The sequence below is a fragment of the Chitinophagaceae bacterium genome (assembly GCA_016710165.1).
Classification (GTDB): Bacteria; Bacteroidota; Bacteroidia; order Chitinophagales; family Chitinophagaceae; genus Ferruginibacter.
In genome coordinates, this window is record JADJLJ010000004.1 from 47,575 (window position 1) to 64,359 (window position 16,785).

The window sequence follows — 16,785 nt, forward strand, 5'->3', positions numbered from 1 at the left end:
TGAAAGCAGATCTGCGCAGATCAAATCAGTGAAAATCCGCCTAAATCAGCGTCATCCGTGTATCTATCCCCCAAAAAAATTGCATTTTGTAAAAAAAGCCCTATTTTTGAGCCGGAACAGGCCGATAAGTTTATCCAATCATTCTCTTTATCACCAAGCCGGGTTCTATCAATATAAATTCTCAATCACCATTTCAGATTTAAGACGGGATTTTTGAAGAAAATCATTTTTCATTTTTTATGTACGATATTTCACAACTGAACGACCTGCTCGTTCCTGAGTTGCTTGACATTGCAGAGCAATTTGATATTCCCAACGCAAAAAAACTTGTAAAACAGGACCTCATCAATAAGATCCTGGAAAACCAATCAAACATGAGCACCGAAAAAAAGAAAGACGAGAAACCCAAACGCAAGCGCATCATTAAACCCACCGCAGCAGAAAGCGAAGCAGAAGCAGCCTACACCAAGCACAAAAGGCCCGAAGTGGAAAAGAAACCCGCTAAAAAAGCAGCTGCCGAAGAAGAAATGGAGTTAATGCCCATCACCGACGAAGAAAGCACCATACCACCGGCCATCGCCCAGATGCTGCAGGAAGAAGATGTGCAGGGCCCGGAAGAAGAACTGGATGAAGAAGAAGAAGATCCTGCCCAGCCACCCGCCAAGCAATTCAGTCAGCGCCGCGACCAGCAGGCATTTAACATTGAATTTGACGGCGTGATACTTGGCGAAGGCGTATTGGAAATGATGCCCGATGGATACGGATTCTTACGAAGCAGTGACTATAATTATTTATCCTCTCCGGACGATATCTATGTTTCTCCCAGCCAGATAAAACTGTTTGGCATTAAAACCGGCGATACGGTTTATGGCAGTGTTCGCCCGCCGAAAGAAGGGGAAAAATATTTTGCCTTACTGAAAGTGGAGACCATCAACGGCAAATCGCCGGAAGAAGTAAGGGACCGGGTTCCGTTTGATTACCTGACGCCTTTATTCCCTTTTGAAAAATTAGAACTGTGTACAAAAGGAGATAATTACAGCACCCGGATCATGGACCTGTTCACGCCGATCGGTAAAGGACAGCGTGGACTGATCGTTGCCCAGCCAAAAACGGGTAAGACGATGTTGCTGAAGGAGGTGGCCAATGCTATTGCTGCCAACCACCCCGAGTGTTACCTGATGGTGGTGCTGGTGGATGAAAGGCCGGAAGAGGTTACCGATATGGAACGCAGCGTGAAGGCAGAAGTGATCGCATCTACGTTTGATGAGCCTGCAGAAAAACACGTACGGGTAAGCACCATGGCCCTGCAAAAGGCAAAACGCCTGGTGGAGTGCGGACACGATGTGGTGATACTGCTTGATTCCATCACCCGTCTGGCGCGGGCGCACAATACCGTAGCGCCGTCGAGCGGCAAGGTATTGAGCGGTGGTGTGGAAGCCAATGCGATGCAGAAGCCAAAACAATTCTTTGGTGCAGCAAGAAAGATAGAGAACGGCGGATCACTGACCATACTGGCAACAGCGCTTGTGGATACCGGAAGTAAGATGGATGAAGTGATCTTTGAAGAATTCAAAGGAACCGGTAATATGGAATTGCAACTGGATCGTAAATTGTCTAACAGAAGGATCTATCCTGCCATCGACATCGTTGCCTCTTCAACAAGGCGTGATGACCTGTTGCTGGATAAAGACACGTTCCAGCGCATGTGGGTGTTGCGCAAGCATATTGCCGACATGAACAGCGAGGAAGCCATTAACCTGTTGCTGAAGAATATGAAAGGAACAAAGGACAATGCGGAGTTTCTTATCAGCATGAACGGGTAACCAATTAAAAATTAAAAATTAAGAATTAAGAATGAGCTGCTGTTGGGCGGCTCTTTTCTTTGACGGAGAGAAATGCCGAAAGGTTCAATTTTTAATTTTTAATTCATAATTTTTAATTTAATTATCATGGCCATTCAGAAACTGACCATAGAAGAATTTCTGGAACTATCCAGGCAATACCCCGTGCTGGATGTACGCAGCCCGGGTGAGTACGGTCATGCACATATCCCCGGCGCATACAGCTTACCCTTATTTACTGATGAAGAACGAAAAGTAGTTGGCACCACCTACAAACAGCAAAGCCGGGAAGCAGCGATAAAGGTTGGATTGGATTATTTTGGCGTGAAGATGAAGAAGATGGTGGAAGATGCGGAGGAAATAATTTGTAGTTTGAAGTTTGTGGTTGAGGGTACACAGATACAAGAGCCATTAACTATAAACCACAAACCACAAACCACAAACACGGTACTCATCCACTGCTGGCGTGGCGGCATGCGCAGTGCGGGCGTTGCCTGGCTGCTCGACCTCTATGGCTTTAAAGTGTATACACTGGCGGGCGGATACAAAGCATACCGCAATTGGGTGCTGGCCCAGTTCGAAAAAGAATATGATTTTCACATCATCGGGGGTTATACCGGCAGCGGAAAGACCGAAGTATTGAATGAACTGCTGAAGCAAAATAAACCCGTCATTGACCTCGAAGACCTGGCAAATCATAAGGGTTCGGCATTTGGATCGATAAAAGACAAGCCCCAGCCAAAGCAGGAGATGTTTGAGAACTGCCTGGCACAAAAGCTGAGTGATACAGGATACAGGATGCAGGATATGGATGATAAAGATCCCGCATCCCGGATCCTTCATCCTGCATCCTGTATCTACCTCGAAGACGAAAGCCAGCGGATCGGCAACCTGCAGATACCGATGCCGCTCTGGTACACGATGCGGAGGTCCCCCGTCTACTTCCTGGATATTCCCTTTGAGGAACGGCTTGACTACATCACCGGCGAATACGGTAAAATTGAAAAAAAAAGGCTGAGCGAAGCCATAGTACGGATACAAAAACGGCTGGGCGGACTGGAGACAAAAAATGCCATCCGCTTCCTGGAAGAAGGCAACCTGAAGGACTGTTTCCGCATTTTGCTCAGTTATTACGATAAATGGTACAGTAAAGGGTTAAATAACAGGGAAAATCTTGCCTCCCTGTTAAATAAAATACCCTGTAAGGGCGTTGATACAAAAACCAATGTCCAAAAACTTTTGTCATGCAAAACCGTAAGCGCCTGATCCTTGCCTTTGTCCTGCTCGTTTCATCATTTCACGTTATAGCCCAGAATAAGAAAAGCCTCGAAGACATGGACCTTACCGGCCTGTGGAGGGGCTTCATGTATAACGATACCACCCGGCTTAATTACCGCTACGAAATTGCCATCAGCGAAAAAAAGGGAAAGCTGTACGGATTTTCCCATACCTATTTTATTCTGAACGATAAAGAGTACCATGGCGTAAAAAAGATCAGGATCAAACGGGATGGGGATGAGATAACCACCGAAGATGTAGAACTGATCGCCAATAATTATCCCATAAAACCACCCAAGGGAGTGCGGGTATCAAACACGTTGATATTCCAGGTAAAGGACACGGTCATGGTGCTGAGCGGAATGTTCAGCACCAACCGCACCCGTGAATTTGCCCCGGCCACCGGCTTCATCCATGTAGAAAGAAAAAATGATTACCGGAACAGCGCCCTGATCCCCCACCTGGAAGAACTGGGCCTTGCAAAAGAACTGACCTTCGTGAATGAAGAGAATAATAAACCTTCGGCGGTAACGGCTACCGTACTAAAACCGGTTCCTGTTGCGGAAGAAGAAAAAATAATCCAGGCCGCCGTAAAGAAACAGGCGGAAGAGATCAAACAACCGGTAACAACGCCGGCTGAAAAGCAACCCCTTGTTGCCAAAGCAGAGAACAAGCCTGTAACAAAACCAACCGAGCCCGTGGTAGCAAAACCGGCCCCTCAAAAACCGAAAGAACAGGTTGTGACCAAAGCGGCAGAGTCACCTGTGAAGAAAACAGAGACCGTGGTTGTAAATAAGCCGGTAGTGGCAAAGGCGGAAACACAGCCCGTTGCCAAAGCAGAAACAAAACCTGCAGAAGTAAAACCCGCTCCTGTAACACAGCCGGTAAAGACCGACCCGACCGCAGCAACCGATATTGACAAACGAAAAGTGGAAACGATACAAACGCTGTACTTCAAATCCGACAGCCTGGAACTGGTACTGTATGATAACGGGGAAGTGGACGGCGATACCGTCAGCATTGTAATGAACGGAACGGTGATCATGCCAAAGGTTGGATTGACCACCAATGCCGTTAAGAAAAAGATCTCCACCAAAGATGCGGGCGACAGCATCCGGATAATCATGTATGCCGAGTCGCTGGGAAGCCTGCCGCCCAATACCGGCCTGCTCATTGTGAATGACGGCAACGACCGGTACGAGATACGTTTCAGCGGCGATATGGAAAGAAATGCAGCGATCGTATTCAGAAGAAGGGAGTAGCGGTTACCTTTGCAGGATGGATGAAATAAAACTTACGCAATATTCCCGGGGGGCAGGATGCGGGTGCAAGATCGCCCCGCAGGTGCTGGATGAGATATTAAAAAGCAACAACAGCGCCCCGGTCATCAAAAATTTACTGGTTGGCAACAGCAGCAGGGACGATGCCGCTGTCTATGATCTCGGGAACGGGACGGCCCTGATCTCCACCACCGACTTCTTCATGCCCATTGTGGATGATGCGTTTGATTTTGGAAGGATCGCTTCGGCCAATGCCATCAGCGATGTGTATGCCATGGGCGGCAAACCCATTTTAGCCATCGCTGTTTTTGGATGGCCTGTTGAAAAACTGCCTGCTGCGCTGGCGCAGAAAGTGCTTGACGGAAGCCGGAAGATCTGTGAAGAAGCCGGCATCCCATTGGCAGGAGGACATAGCATTGATTCGGCAGAACCCATTTTCGGACTTTCGGTGAATGGACTGGTGGATATAAAAAACCTGAAGAAAAATAATACTGCAAAAGCCGGGGATGTACTTTTTATTACCAAACCGCTTGGCGTGGGTATTTTATCCACCGCACAAAAAAGAGGGTTGCTGAAAGAAGAACACCTGCAGGTGATGATCAGCCAGATGACAGAACTGAACAAGGCCGGCGAAGCGCTTGGAAAAACGGAAGGCGTTACTGCCATGACCGATGTGACCGGTTTTGGTTTACTTGGCCACCTCATTGAAATGGCGGAAGGCAGCGGCCTTTCTGCAGAAATAAATTATGGTGCATTACCCGTTGCGGAAGGGGTTAAGGAATATTTAAGCCAGCGCATCGTACCCGACGCCACCTACCGCAACTGGAACAGCTACAGCAGCAAAACGGGTTTTGAAAAAGGAGTGAATGTGATGGAAGCGTTTAATCTGTTACCCGATCCCCAGACAAACGGAGGCCTGCTGGTTGCCGTAGATGCGGCTTCTGTTGCTGCCGTAAAGAAATTACTGGAAGAGAACGGACTGGGAAAATTTGCAGAACCGGTTGGAATGATGAAGCCGGCCGCAGATAAAACCGTTTTCGTGAAACAATAAAATACCGGCCGGCAGGTATCTTTTATCTTCAGCAGAATTGTAAATTGGCACTTAAATAAACTGTATGAAAAAGACATTCCTCATTGCTTTCTTATGGATCGCTTCGGTCAGCAGCTTTGCCCAGGTGAATGTGCAGACCCTGATAAAACCCGGAACCAGGCTGATATATGCGGTGGAAGCCAATTACCAGAAATATAATTTTATAGTGACCGTCAAAGCACTTGTTCCTGCATTGGTATTCGACTGGGAAATGACCGACCCCATCAACAGCAGCGGTACCATTACCCATACCGCCACCGCGATGATCTCCGGCAATACCATGTATAATTATTTTTCCGGCGGACAAAAAACACTCGATGACAATACCCTCAGCGTGTGGCTGAGTAAAAATATCTTTACGGGACTGACGAAGAATTCCCGGGCTGTGATGATGAAAATGAATACCAACGAGTCGCCTCAAAAAATGGGGATCACGGAGGAAGATCCCGAAGAGTTGCAGATCCTGGTGAATGGTGAGAAAGAGACCGTGGAAGAATTCACTGCCCGGCAACTGAATGAATCAGGAGAACCGGCAGGGGATGATGTTTACTTCAGCTTTGCCAATTCAGCCAAAATGCCTGTCATCCTCCGGATGAAGAATGGTTTCTATATCGGGTTGAAGGAAATAAGAACCAAATAAGCGGCCGGATCAGAGCAGGGAATCGATCCGTTTTGCCAGCTTGTGATCCTTATCGGTTACGATATCCCCGGCATCGTGGGTGTTCAGCCAGATCTCTACTTTATTATACACATTGGTCCAGAGCGGGTGGTGGTCCATCTTTTCTGCTTCCAGGGCAACCCTTGTCATGAATGCGAAAGCGGCTGAAAAATTTTTGAACTCAAATTTTTTGTAGAGGCTGTTGTTTGATTCTTTCCACATGATAGAACGTTTAAGTCGTTTAAGTCGTTGAAGGGTTCGTCATTGCGAATGAAGCGATAGCGAAATGAAGCAAGCTTCTGATCAATGACGTTAAAATATCAGGTGTTGCTTGTTCTTTATTTTCTCGTTGGTCATTTCGGTGACCAGTTGTACGCCCGGTATGGTACGTATCGACTGCAGGAGATTCTTCAGGTCTTCGGCAGCTACGGGATCCCCCTTTATCAGCCACAGGAAATCAAGGTGTTTGAATTCCGGCAACAGGTATTCCCCGTCATACTGGTTGTTGTATAAATAATGCGCCACTGAAATGGAAGGGATGGCGTATTCATAAATGCTGAAAAAATAACTGCGCTTCTTTTTGGTGAGCTGTATCTCGATGTCGTTGTTCACCCGGAAATTAAAGCCGAGGAACTGGTTGAGCTGCCAGCTGAACTGGTAATCTTTAATGGGCGCAACAATGCCCAGCAGGGTGGAGTCTTCAAAGAACTCTTCCGCCAGCGCTTCGTTGTCAATTTTTAATTTCTGCCCCGTTGCCATTTTACTATGCCCTGTTAAAATACGGTAGTGTCCTGTTTTGAATATTGTCATCCTGAGGAACGAAGGATCTCCTGATCAGGATCGTTTGCTTAACCTGAGATGCTTCGTTCCTCAGCATGACAGGTCACAAAATATTCAAAACAGGACACTACCTAAAATACGATGTCGAATATTATTTCTTCGTTCCCACGCTTTACTTTCACTTTGGTTGCATCTCCCTTGCTGAATTTACCCAGGGTCTGCATATATCCCTGCACATCAGAAACCTTGTGGTCACCGATCTGTATGATCACATCTCCTGCCCGGATGCCCACTTTTTGTGCCAGCTTTCCTTCACTCACCCCATCTGCCCGTACACCGGCGCCGCTGTAGGTATAGTCGGGCATGATGCCGAGGCTTACGCCAAAACTTCTTTTGCCCTGTGCTGCCGCCTCCCTTGTTTTGGTAAAGGCAAGCTTCCCTTTTTTATCTGTTTGCTCAATTACCTGGTAGATGTATTTCAGCAACTGCAGCTGGCCGGTATAATTTATCTTGTCTGCATCATCGCCGGGCTTGTGATAATCGCTGTGGGCACCGGTAAAGAAGAACAGCACCGGGATGTCTTTGCGGTAAAAAGAAGTATGGTCACTGGGCCCGGTGCCGCTGCTGTCGAAGTGTATCTTAAAATATTTATCCGTGGCAGAAAGTGACTGGCCCCATGCAGGCGATGTACCATAACCGCCGATGGTAAAACCATGCGTGCTGTCGTTCAGCCTGCCCACCATATCCATGTTTATCATGTAATTGGCCTTAGTAAGGTCAATGGTGGAATGCTCGGTAAAATACTTACTGCCGTATAAACCCAGTTCTTCTCCCGAAAATGCAATGATAAGGTAGTTGTTGTTCTTCAGTTTCGATCTCTTAAGTTGCTTAGCCAGTTCGATCAGCGCTGCTGTCCCACTGGCATTATCATCCGCCCCGTTGTGTATCATGGGAGTGCTGCCGGTATAAAGGGAATTATGGTCTTCCCCATAACCCAGGTGATCGTAATGGGCGCCGAGTATGACGGTGTTGCCGGCTCCGTTGTCAATATAGCCGATCACGTTATGCCCGGTCCGCTTTTTCTCACTGATGGAGACCTCTGACCGGATATCATAGGATGTGGTTTCGTCTTTTAAGTATTTTTCCTTCGCTTCTTTGCTGATGTAGAGCACCGGGATCTTTGCCGTTGCAGTCTTTGACCTGGGCTCGAATTTCAGCTCGTCCCTGATGTCAGAATTGTTGTAAATAAAAAGGGCCGTTGCTCCTTTTGACGCAACATTGGTCACTTTTTTAGTGATGGCATCTTCCAGGTCGAAGTGGGGATTGTTCTTGTTCTCCTCCAGGATCTCTTTCAGGTTCCAGAACCAGATGGTACCGCTTTCGGGCAAGGCAATGGCTGCAGAAGCGCTTGTTTTTGCACGGGCGCTGTATGCCAGGGGAAAGAAATCCTTTTCTAAAGAAAGGTTGCTGTTGTTGATGCTGAGGGATGTGGAAGGATCTATTTGTTTCCCTTCATTCACTTCAAAGGACTGGATATAGCTGCCGTTCTCCCCTTTTGCGGCTAAACCGGCTGTTTCAAACTGTTTGCTGATGTATTCATAAGCCAGTTTCTCCCCGGCGCTGCCGGTCCTCCTGCCTTCCAGCCTGTCATCGGCCAGGAAACCGATATGCGTTTGCAGGTTGCTGATGACCAGCTTATCTGCCTTTTTTAATTTTTGTGCCGAAAGGGTTGTTGAGAAAAATAATGCCAGCCAGAGGATCCGTTTCATGTAATTGCTTTTGGTGAAGAGCCACAAAGGTAGTTTAGCGAAGGGCTAAATTTGTAAATGGAGTGTAAAAATTAATCACAATGTCATGTTTGAACCACATAGGAACATAGAACACATAGAAATGCATTTAAAAACTATGTTCCCTATCTTCCTATGTGGTTCAAAATTCATTATCTTAATTCCGCATTGCCCCTCCCATCTTTCCTATTTCGTAACCGGGGATGGGTGTTTACAGCTATTTTTGCAGCCAAGGATAGTTTGGCAAAGCAGATAAACATAGCACTAGTAGGCAATCCCAACAGCGGAAAGAGTTCCCTTTTCAATTATTTGACCGGGCTTAAGCAACAGGTGGGCAATTTTCCCGGGGTGACCGTTGACAAAAAGACCGGCTCCAGTGTCATTACTCCCGGGCTTACGGCTACGCTTATTGACCTCCCCGGCACCTACAGCCTTTATCCCAAGCGAAGTGATGAATGGGTGGCGTATAAAGTACTGCTTAACCAGGACGAAGAAATAAGACCCGATATGGTTCTGCTGGTGGCAGATGCCAGCAACCTGAAACGCAACCTGCTTTTCTGCTCACAGATCATCGACCTGGGTATACCCGTGGTGGTGGCGCTTACCATGATGGACCTGGCAAAAAGAAAGGGAACACAGATCGATATACCGGGTTTGGAAAGGGAATTGGGCGTACCGGTTGTTCCGGTCAACCCCAGGAAGAACAAGGGCGTTGAACAACTGAAAAAAGTGATCGCCCGGTCTGCAGAAAACCTCTACCAGCCGCCTGCCCGTGATTTTATTGAGAACAGGGCCCTTGCCGAAAATGCCATCGCTTCTGTAAAAGAGCATTTCCCTGCCTTCAGCGACTATACCGCCATTCATTACCTCATCAACCACGAACATTTTTTGCTGGATGAGAAAATGCAGCATACCATTGAACAGATAGAGGCCGATAATAAATTCAACCCCACCAAAACACAGGCGGAAGAGATCATACAGCGGTATGGCCGCATCAAACACATCATGCAGCAAACGGTGGTGGAAGCCGACCCGTTGCAAAAGGCATTGTTCACTGAAAGGCTTGACGACCTGTTGCTGCACCGGCGATGGGGCTATATTATTTTACTGGCCGTGTTATTCCTGCTTTTTCAAAGTGTGTTCTGGGTGGCCAAATACCCGATGGATGGTATTGAATGGGCCTTCGGCGAATTCAGCGGCTGGCTCGGCGGCATACTTCCTGCATCGTGGTGGAGCGACCTGCTTATCAATGGCGTGGTGGCCGGCCTCAGCGGCATCATGGTCTTTGTGCCCCAGATCATGATCCTGTTCGGCTTGATCACCATACTGGAAGACACCGGTTACATGGCCCGTATCAGTTTTCTCACCGACAAGCTTATGCGCAAGGTTGGATTGAATGGCAAGAGTGTGATGCCGATGATCAGCGGCTTTGCCTGCGCCGTACCCGCCATCATGAGCGCCCGGAATATCGAAAACAGGAAAGAGCGCCTGCTCACCATCATGATAACACCGCTGATGAGCTGCAGCGCCCGGCTGCCGGTGTACACGATCCTGATCGCCCTGGTGATCCCTTCAAAATTATATTTTGGTTTTTTGAGTTTACAGGGGCTGGTGATGATGGGATTGTACCTGCTGGGAACCGTAATGGCATTGATCGTTTCCTGGGTGATGAAGTGGTTCATCAAAAGTGCGGAGCGCAGCTTTTTCATTTTAGAGCTACCCACTTACCGGGCGCCGCGGTGGAAGAATGCATTGGCCACCATGATCGAGAAGGCAAAGATATTTGTGTTTGACGCAGGAAAGGTGATCATGATGATAAGTCTCTTGCTCTGGGCGCTGAGTACCTATGGTCCCAAACAAAAAATGGCAAACGTATCGGCGAAGTACGAGCAGCTGATAAAAGAAAACCCGCAGCAGGTAAATGAACTGAATAAACAACGCAAGACGGAACTGCTGCAAAGCTCTTTTGCCGGCACGTTGGGCAAGGCCATTGAACCGGCCATACGCCCACTGGGCTACGACTGGAAGATCGGCATTGCACTGATAACTTCATTTGCGGCCAGGGAGGTTTTTGTAGGCACCATGGCAACTTTATACAGTGTGGGGGAAGGGGCAGATGAGAATGATAATACACTCCGGAAAAAAATGGCTGCTGCCGTAAGGCCCGATGGTTCTAAAGTATATAGCCTGGCAACGGGCTTATCCTTACTGGTGTTTTATGTGCTGGCCATGCAGTGCATGAGTACCCTGGCGGTTGTAAAACGGGAGACCCGCAGCTGGAAATGGCCCATCATACAATTCATTTACATGACGGGGCTGGCTTATTTGATGAGCTGGGTGGTGTACCGGGCATTTTCCTGACCGGGTTTTATTGCAAAACGGATGTCAGCCTGGCATTACACGGCTAAAACCTCACATACTTTTCCATCAGCTTCTTATCCGTTCCTTTTTCTCTTGCTTTCTTTGCCTGCTTTCTTAAAATAAATTCAAACACACTCATCCATCCGGGGAGGTTACTTTCGCTGATATCGAATAACCAGGCCAGGGCTAATTTATCTTTTGGAAATCCATTGGGTTTGCATAGCCCGTCGCCTGCCAGTCCATAGCCGATCTGCAGGCTTTGTTCAAAGCCCCGGCTGGCCGGCCTCAGCTCCACTAAAAATTTACAGGGCTTACCGCTTCGGTTACGGAATAAATGATTGATGTTTGGTGCTGCCGTTGCCGACTGTCCGGGCTTAAGCCTGTGTATTATTTTGCCTGACTGTACCTGTACCTCTCCTTCCATGCAATCAAATTTTTCGCTGTAGGTTTTGTGGTAGTGCAACCCTACGCCACCGCCATCTGCCAGCTCCACTTCCACCAGGGTATATTCACCGTTGGTATCGGCATGTGTTTTTAAAAAGGTTACACTGTCTTTTTGAATGGGGTTGTAGATCTTTCGTTCCATGAAAGCCATTTACGCAAAAATAATATTACACGGATTTAGAGGGGGAATAAAAATAATGAACAAGGAACAAGGAATGTCGAATTTTGAAGTGTATCCTCTTTAGCATTCCGTTCCTTGTTCAAAATTCCTTGTTCCTTGTTCGATATTCAACAGCTACCAATCCACCGCATAAATGATCCGGTTCTTCACCTGCGGGTAGATCTTCCGGTACAGTTCATTCAGCACATCTTCTTTACGGGGTTCGTTGTAGCGGTTGTTGTTTATGAGGCTCCAGTCGTTGCCATCAAGGGCCCGGCTGTCGCCGGTATAGGTAGCGTATTCTTCCTGCCAGTTATAATCTTCCTGGTAAGAGTTCCGGCTGATCAGTTTCCGGCTGGCTGCATCGGTAATGGCCACTTCCATTTCGGCCCGGGCATTAAATGACTGCCGGGTGATGTTAACCGTTGCGTACACGGTCTGGTAAATGGGTTTGCCGCTGGTATCCCTGCCGGTCTCAACCCGCTTGCTGGCATTACGGCTGTAGCGGTAGCTTTGCGGACGGGGCAGGTTCATATTGCGCAGGGTGAGGTCAACCACCCAGTCGGGTTGTATATTATCACGCCGGGCTTCCCAGTCGGTATAAAAACGGGCGGGGTAGCGATTGCTGTTCTTCAGCTCCCTTACCAGCGTTTGCTGAAAATATTCGTTGCTGTAGTTATACCCGTAGTTGCCCCAGTTGCTGTTGAAGAAATAGGAATTATCCTGCACCGGGTTCACCTGCACATTCACAATGGCGCTTTGGTAGGCCTGGTCCATTTTTTCTTTGGCGTCTTTATAACCGGCAACAAACTTATCGGCCTTCTTGTAGTAGTTGTACGCCTTCTTTGCATTGTCGCGGCCCGTTCTGCTTAAATAGTCGCCGGCCCCGTTGTAATATTCTTCAGCGGCCTGCTGCTTCAGGTCGTACATGGTTTGCTGGTAATTGACGGGGGTAATGGCAGCGTATGCCGCATCCACATCGATGATGGCATTGTGCATATCCTGCAGGTTGCTGTATTCATCCATGATCTTATCCCAGCGGCTGAGCTCTTTGGATTCCTCCAGGCTGTTGATCTTGCGCAGGTGGCGCTGCTGTGCCAGGTTGTATAGTGTGGGGAGTGCATTGATGGCTGCTGTGTCGGCTTTGTTCTTTTTCAGCGCCTTCACGGCGTCAAACAGCGCATTGTCCGTATCACTGCGGTCCAGGTAATTTTTTTTGCTGCTGCTGCAGCCTGCAAATATGAGCAGGCTTGCCAGTGTGTAAAAGATGTATTTCATATAATGCCCTCCCTGGTTGTTGAACGGTGAAAAGGATACCGGTGTTACAGACTGTATTAAAGTTATAAAAAGATTAACAAGGAGGAGGATTAACCACAGATCTGCACAGATTATTGCCACAGATGGCCACGGAAGACCAGTTATAAACCCGGGTCATTCTAACCTCTCTTGTGATCTGTGAATCAATCCGTGCAGATCTGTGATTAGATATCCGGCCCTGGTTGTTGGACATGAGACCAACAACGGCGGGGAGTTTTGTTTTGCTGCTGGTCGGGAGACCAGGCAGCGGCGCTAACGGGGGAACACCGACGGCGGCGAAGCACAAATGCGCCTGTTGGCTGCTTTGCGAATTCTTCGATTAATAGACTGCTTGCTTAATTTCGTAATCTGATTTATCAAATGTCTATGCTCAGCAAGAGTAGAAATATATGCCGCATTGCATTTGGTTGCAATATTGAAATCTGGGTCATTAAGAGTACCAATGGAATATTGATCAAGGAATTACGAATTTTGAAGTAGGATTCTAATTAGTATTCCGATCCTTGTTCAATATTCCTTGTTCCTTGTTCATTATTCAGGTTTTTCCTAGCTGTTCTTGGTCCTGGGCGAAGCTGAATTATGCCACTCAACCGCCTATTTTCGCCGCTCATCAAATCCGGCCATTTCCCCAAAAATTATTTTATCCCACCAAATTCAATACCAGCGGGACTTTTTGTAAAAACCAGCTAATATCCAGCACCCACTACTGTAAAAAATATGGTATTATGTGTTGCATAGTACTAAAAACTTATTATCTTTGTGATGTGAAAGGGATAAACCGGTTGTTTTCCGATCACAGAGTTCTTAAAAAGTATAGCCTATTTCAAAACGATCTTCCACCCCCCTCTCCTTAGGAGAGGGGATGGGGGTGAGGTCGAAAGTATAGCCACTGAATAACAGGCAGAACAATAACCGCAAAGACGCTAAGGCGCAAAGCCATGAAAAAAGCGCCTTGGCGTTTGGGCGGTGAAACAAAAACCTGTTTGAAAGTATAGCTCAAATTTAACCGAGCTTCATCGCCCCTCTCTCCCCTAGTCGAAGGATGGAGAGGGGTAAGGGGGTGAGGTGGTATAGCCATGAAAAAATTATTTTAGTAGATGAATCTCATTACCCCCCTCTCCGCCAGCTGGCGGAGAGGGGTTGGGGGTGAGGTTAAAATTTAAAGCCATGAACATAGAGAACACAGCCAGCCAGATGCGTAAAGGGGTTTTGGAGTTCTGCATCCTCTCGGTCATTAAACAGGGCGAGGCCTATCCTTCCGATATCATTGATAAGATGAAGGCGGCCAACCTGAACATACTGGAGGGAACATTATACCCCCTGCTGACCCGGCTCAAGAACGCCGAACTATTATCCTACCGTTGGGAAGAAAGTACCAGCGGCCCCCCACGTAAATACTTTTCACTTACTCCAAAAGGTGCAGAGTTTTACAAAGAACTTGAAACCACCTGGTTTGAACTGGCCAATGCCGTAAAGGCGCTGACAGAACAGGAACAGGTATATTCCGATAACAACAACTTCAACAACCCTCAGTAAAAAAGTAAAGTATAGCCATGTTTCCTTTTTTTACTGGCTCAACAACTAACGAAACAAAAAACTAAAGCCATGAAACAAGTAATAAATATAAACTTCCAGGGCCGGGTGGTTCCGATAGAAGTTACAGCATTCGAGTTGCTGAAAAATTATACCGAAAGCCTCAACCGGCATTTCGCCAACGAGGAAGGCAAAGAGGAGATCATCAACGACATTGAGAGCCGCATTGGTGAACTGTTCCAGGAAAGGATATCCAAGGGCGCCACCTGCATTACCGATGACGACGTGAAAGCCATCATCAAAAGCATGGGCAACCCCGAAGATTTTGAAGCCATGGACGACGCCCCGGGCGCTTCTTCTGCCTCCTCTTCCTCTTCGCGGCAGGAGCAACAAACAACCAGCAGCAGCACTACATCTACCGGGCATAAAAAACTGTTCCGCAACGAAAACGACAAGATACTGGGTGGTGTTTGCGGCGGCCTGGCCAACTATTTTAACATCGACGTGGTGGTGGTGCGGATAATCTTTGTGATACTGCTGTTCTCCGGTATCGGGTTCCTGACCTATATCGTGATGTGGATAGCAGTGCCCAGCAGCAGCACCGAACAGATCGGCGGCACCCGCCGGAAACTGTTCCGTGACCCGGATGAAAAAATGATCGCCGGCGTATGCAGCGGCATCGGCAATTATTTCGGCATCAACCCCTGGATACCAAGGGTGCTGTTCCTCCTGCCATTCCTGTCCTTCCTTTCACGCTGGGGCCACTGGGGCGGCTTCTGGGATTTTGGTGATGTGATACGCTTCACCTTCAGTCCTACCTCCTTAATTATATATATCATATTATGGATCGTGATACCCGAAGCATTGACCACTTCCGAAAAACTGGAAATGAAAGGGGAGAAAGTAGACCTGAATTCCATCAAGGCATCGGTGGCTGAAGAAATGAAGAGCGTGAGCAAGAGGGCCGAGAAGTTTGGAAAAGAAGCAGCCGGCACCATCAGCGAAAAAGCAGGCGCCGTGGCAGGAGATGTAAAGAGCTTTACCAAACGGAACCGCGGCGGACTGGGTAACGTGATCGCCATGATCGCCAAGATATTCGCCTACTTCATCATCGGTTGCGTAACATTCGCCTTTGTAATGGCGCTGATCGGGATGGGCGTCTTCGCCATCGGCATCTTCCCGCTGAAGGATTATATCCTGCGCGGGCCCTGGCAGAACATCTATGCATGGGGAACCCTGCTGCTGTTCATTGCAGTGCCCATCATTGCCATCATCACCTGGCTGATCCGCAAGATCGCCCGCGTGAAAAGCAACAGCCGCATACTTGGCTGGACATTCGGCAGCCTGTGGACAATAGGATGGGTTTGCCTGACCATGCTGATCGCTACCATAACCCGTGACTTCAAATCAGCAAGCCGCCTCGAGGAAGAGCAGGTAGCATTGGTGAATCCCCAGGTAAATAAACTGGTGGTCACTTCCTCCCTGCCTTTCAGCAAAAAATATTATGGCCGCAACTGGATACGTTTTGAGCCTTTTGAGAACCTGATCGACGAGGATACCGCCTATGTACGCAACGTGTACGTGGAAATTACAAGGTCACCCAACGACAGCTTCCAGGTAACCATGAAAAGAACGGCCAGGGGCAATAGCCGGGCAGATGCCAATGACCTGGCAAACCTGATCAAATTCAGCGTAGAGCAAAAAGATTCCGTGCTGTTGCTTGAAAAAGGGATCGCCATCAACAAGACCGATAAGTTCCGTAACCAGGGTGTTGTCATCACCGTGTATGTTCCGGTAGGTAAACAGATCCGCATCAATAAAGGGATCGGCTGGCCGGTGCATATCGGCAGGGACTGGGACAGTGAATGGAATAATGACTATTACGACGGGGAGCAAAACATCCGCTGGCAGAGCGATGTGGACTACATCATGAAAGAAGATGGTCTGTATACACTCGACGGACGCAAGGCCGATGGCTGGAATGACAGGGAAGGCAGCAGCATTAAAAAGAGCCGCAACCGCATCAGCACCGGCGGCGATGGTTACCGCTACGATGAGTTTGACAAGAAGGCCGATTCTTTACGGAGACTGGAAGAGATAAAAAAGCAGAACAAGATCGATTCGATAGAAAAGGTGAAGGAAAAACTGGACAGCATTAAGGAGAAGATCGAGAACAGCGGGAACACGGAGCCCTTAAGCAGTACGCTCCGGATGCAGGTGAACGATCCCATGGTAGAAATCAACTAAACCAAGACC

The 16,785-nt window shown here is 47.9% G+C and carries 13 protein-coding genes; 8 read left to right on the forward strand and 5 right to left on the reverse strand.

Annotation, left to right across the window (positions count from 1 at the left end):
• Positions 1–239: 239 nt before the first annotated feature.
• The 5 genes from rho to IPJ02_14945 all read left to right on the forward strand — a co-directional run bounded on the left by rho (position 240) and on the right by IPJ02_14945 (position 6,129).
• On the forward strand, positions 240–1,823 hold the full coding sequence (gene rho, locus IPJ02_14925; GenBank protein MBK7376784.1) for a transcription termination factor Rho: 1,584 nt from the start codon (positions 240–242) through the stop codon (positions 1,821–1,823).
• A gap of 126 nt (positions 1,824–1,949) precedes the next feature.
• Complete coding sequence (gene mnmH, locus IPJ02_14930; GenBank protein MBK7376785.1) at positions 1,950–3,107, forward strand: tRNA 2-selenouridine(34) synthase MnmH; 1,158 nt, start codon at positions 1,950–1,952, stop codon at positions 3,105–3,107.
• On the forward strand, positions 3,086–4,381 hold the full coding sequence (locus IPJ02_14935) for a hypothetical protein (GenBank protein ID MBK7376786.1): 1,296 nt from the start codon (positions 3,086–3,088) through the stop codon (positions 4,379–4,381). The genes mnmH and IPJ02_14935 overlap by 22 nt, the downstream gene beginning before the upstream one ends.
• A 16-nt stretch (positions 4,382–4,397) precedes the next feature.
• Complete coding sequence (gene selD / locus IPJ02_14940) at positions 4,398–5,450, forward strand: selenide, water dikinase SelD (protein ID MBK7376787.1); 1,053 nt, start codon at positions 4,398–4,400, stop codon at positions 5,448–5,450.
• Between the two features lie 64 nt (positions 5,451–5,514).
• Positions 5,515–6,129: a hypothetical protein gene (locus IPJ02_14945; GenBank protein ID MBK7376788.1), complete on the forward strand. Its 615-nt coding sequence runs from the start codon at positions 5,515–5,517 to the stop codon at positions 6,127–6,129.
• A gap of 9 nt (positions 6,130–6,138) precedes the next feature.
• Here the strand turns inward: IPJ02_14945 and IPJ02_14950 are convergent, their stop codons facing one another.
• The 3 genes from IPJ02_14950 to IPJ02_14960 all read right to left on the reverse strand — a co-directional run bounded on the left by IPJ02_14950 (position 6,139) and on the right by IPJ02_14960 (position 8,696).
• Complete coding sequence (locus IPJ02_14950; GenBank protein MBK7376789.1) at positions 6,139–6,369, reverse strand: 4a-hydroxytetrahydrobiopterin dehydratase; 231 nt, start codon at positions 6,367–6,369, stop codon at positions 6,139–6,141.
• Positions 6,370–6,459: 90 nt separating this feature from the next.
• Complete coding sequence (locus IPJ02_14955; GenBank protein MBK7376790.1) at positions 6,460–6,906, reverse strand: IPExxxVDY family protein; 447 nt, start codon at positions 6,904–6,906, stop codon at positions 6,460–6,462.
• A 152-nt stretch (positions 6,907–7,058) separates the two neighbouring features.
• Positions 7,059–8,696 (reverse strand): M20/M25/M40 family metallo-hydrolase, encoded by a 1,638-nt coding sequence (locus IPJ02_14960; GenBank protein ID MBK7376791.1) that lies wholly within the window; start codon positions 8,694–8,696, stop codon positions 7,059–7,061.
• Positions 8,697–8,849: 153 nt separating this feature from the next.
• Here IPJ02_14960 and feoB point away from each other — a divergent pair, with 153 nt between their 5' ends.
• The gene (gene feoB, locus IPJ02_14965; protein ID MBK7376792.1) at positions 8,850–11,075 is read left to right on the forward strand and encodes a ferrous iron transport protein B; all 2,226 of its coding nucleotides are present in this window, start codon (positions 8,850–8,852) and stop codon (positions 11,073–11,075) included.
• Positions 11,076–11,118: 43 nt separating this feature from the next.
• Here feoB and IPJ02_14970 read toward each other — a convergent pair whose 3' ends face one another.
• On the reverse strand, positions 11,119–11,661 hold the full coding sequence (locus tag IPJ02_14970; protein ID MBK7376793.1) for a cupin domain-containing protein: 543 nt from the start codon (positions 11,659–11,661) through the stop codon (positions 11,119–11,121).
• A gap of 153 nt (positions 11,662–11,814) precedes the next feature.
• Positions 11,815–12,957, reverse strand: coding sequence for a hypothetical protein (locus IPJ02_14975; GenBank protein MBK7376794.1), 1,143 nt, complete (start codon positions 12,955–12,957; stop codon positions 11,815–11,817).
• A 1,206-nt stretch (positions 12,958–14,163) separates the two neighbouring features.
• Between IPJ02_14975 and IPJ02_14980 the strand changes: the two genes are divergently transcribed.
• Together IPJ02_14980 and IPJ02_14985 are read left to right on the forward strand one after the other, a co-directional pair.
• Positions 14,164–14,532: a PadR family transcriptional regulator gene (locus tag IPJ02_14980; GenBank protein ID MBK7376795.1), complete on the forward strand. Its 369-nt coding sequence runs from the start codon at positions 14,164–14,166 to the stop codon at positions 14,530–14,532.
• A gap of 69 nt (positions 14,533–14,601) precedes the next feature.
• Entirely contained in the window at positions 14,602–16,776 is a 2,175-nt protein-coding gene (locus tag IPJ02_14985; GenBank protein MBK7376796.1) for a PspC domain-containing protein, read from the forward strand.
• Positions 16,777–16,785 lie beyond the last annotated feature (9 nt).